Annotated in this window: 1 protein-coding gene; it reads right to left on the minus strand. The window is 62.4% G+C overall.

Annotation, left to right across the window (positions count from 1 at the left end):
• Positions 1-983: 983 nt before the first annotated feature.
• Positions 984-1,985: a response regulator transcription factor gene (locus tag ACWDKQ_RS35880; RefSeq protein ID WP_450143190.1), complete on the minus strand. Its 1,002-nt coding sequence runs from the start codon at positions 1,983-1,985 to the stop codon at positions 984-986.
• Positions 1,986-2,100: the final 115 nt, after the last annotated feature.

Consider the following 2,100-nt stretch of genomic DNA (forward strand, 5'->3'; position numbering starts at 1 on the left):
GGCGCGATCACTCCCGCCGGGGCTACCAGGTTGAAGACCATGGTGGCGAGCACCGTGCCGTGATCGTTTGCCATCATGTCCGCACTCCCAAGCATCGGCTTCCCATACCTTCGTAACGAAGCATGCCCAACGTGGGTTCATGCCTTCTTCACGAAGTCTTCAGGCCCCTGCTCGCCCGGCAAACGCCGAGATCCCGGGGCAAGATGCCGGAGTGGGTCATTTGCTCCCAGTACACCTTGCAACCAGCCGTGGTGTACTCCTGGAGACTCGCGGTCGAGGCCGTACCCGCCGGGGCGCAATCGGAGTCCTTCTTCCCGTTCATCACACCGATGGCTGAAGATCGTCCTACACCGCAGGGCGACGGGGGCAGCTCCCGGTCAAACGATCGCGGGCAGGAACCGCCCCAGCTCCCACGTCCACCAGGCCAACCTGTACCCACCACTGAACAACAGCAAGCCACGCCTTCAGGCAAGCAAGCACGACGACCTGCGATCAGCCATCCCGCTCCGGGAATCCCACCGCACAAGTCAGCGACGCCCAAAGCGACACGCCCGCCACAGGCATCCCACCCTCGCGAAACGTCATTCGTAGCACGACCTGAGGAGGTGACGACTGAGCGTGAGCTGCAACAACAACTGGCGCGCGATACTGGGATCGAACCAGTGACCTCTACCGTGTCAAGATAGTTATCCGCTGGGATTGACCAGCGACTTTGCGTGTCCGTGCAGGTCAGCGGCTCTTGTTCCTCCTCGTTCCGACGGGTTCTGACGCGTTGCCGCGCGTTCCCGTCGCAAAAAAATCGCCATTCGATCTTGGAGGATGTCGTCGTGCCGCACCTTGCTGGCCGGGGTTGATCCACGCGGAGCCAGGGCGGTCGCGGGTTTCAGCGTGCGATCCAGCGTCGCTCCACGGTGGAACCCGGCGCGCAAGTCGAGCTGCCGGTCACGCGGAGGCCGCCATCCCTGTTGAGGTGCCGTGATCGGTCAGTTTGGGTGGTGTTCTGTTGCCCAGGCTGCGATTTGGTGCCGGGAACTGAATCCGAGTTTGACGAGGATGTGCTCGACGTGGGCTTCTGCGGTGCGTTGGGAGATGACCAGGCGAGCGGCGATTTCTTTGTTGCTGAGTCCCTCGGTGGTCAGCTTGGCGATCTCGCGCTCTCTGGGGGTGAGCGTTGACCATTCGGCTGAAGGCGTGGGCTGCTCGGTTTTCTCTTCACCACCCAGCGCGATACGCACCGCTGTATCCAGATCGAGTTGAATGCCGTGGTGGAAGGCGGCATTAAACAGTTTGGTGCCGCAGGTTCGGCGTGCTGCTTGTTCGCAGTCTTGGTGGTATCGGCTCAGGTAGCTGAACTCTGCCAACGGTGTGCCGAGGGCCTGCCACAGGGTGTCTGCGGCCCCGAGCAGGGTGGCTGCGCGTCGGGCATCGGCGCGTTGTCCTTCAGCTGCCATCCACGCGAAGGCCTCCAGCGCCAGGGCCGCGCCGAATCTGTCGTTGAATTCGTGGAAGTAGTGAATAACTTCGCCCTCGACAGCGGTGGCACGCTGGACATTTCCGTCGCGCCACAGCTGTAGTCCGAGCACCCACAGCGCGAACGCTTTCCACCAGTGTTCGTGGTAGGTGTCGCAGAGGGAACAACACTTATCGCATACGGTGTGGACTTGGTGGCTGTCGCCCTGCAGGAAAGCGACGAGTGCTGAGCGGTACTGGGCCATGGCGATGCCGATTGGCTCGTGGACTGCTTGGTGGTGCACGATGGTTTCCTTGTACAACGACACCGCTTGCTTCAGATGTCCCTGCAAGGCCTTGATAATGCCGGAGAAAAGCGCAACGTAGCCCACGGCCTTTTCGTCGTCGAGACGCCAGCCCAGTGTCTCGGCCTGGTTCAGTCGGCCTGCGGCGCTGGCGAGGTCGCCTTGCAGAATGGCCAGCCATGCCGCGACGCACAGCGCCCTCGCGCTCTGCTGGGTTCGCTCCTGGGACATCGTCAGTAGGCGGTCGAGCCAGTGTCGGCTGCCAGGAGTAAGGGACCACCTCAGAGCCGGTTTTGCCAGGAGCATGGGACCACCTGTTTGCCACTGATGGGACCGTCTGGGCTGG

This window comes from Saccharopolyspora sp. NPDC000995 (assembly GCF_053599315.1).

Excerpts from the sequence above, each read along its gene's own strand:
- ACWDKQ_RS35880 (WP_450143190.1), bottom strand. The coding sequence starts at position 1,985 with ATGTCCCAGGAGCGAACCCAGCAGAGCGCGAGGGCGCTGTGCGTCGCG.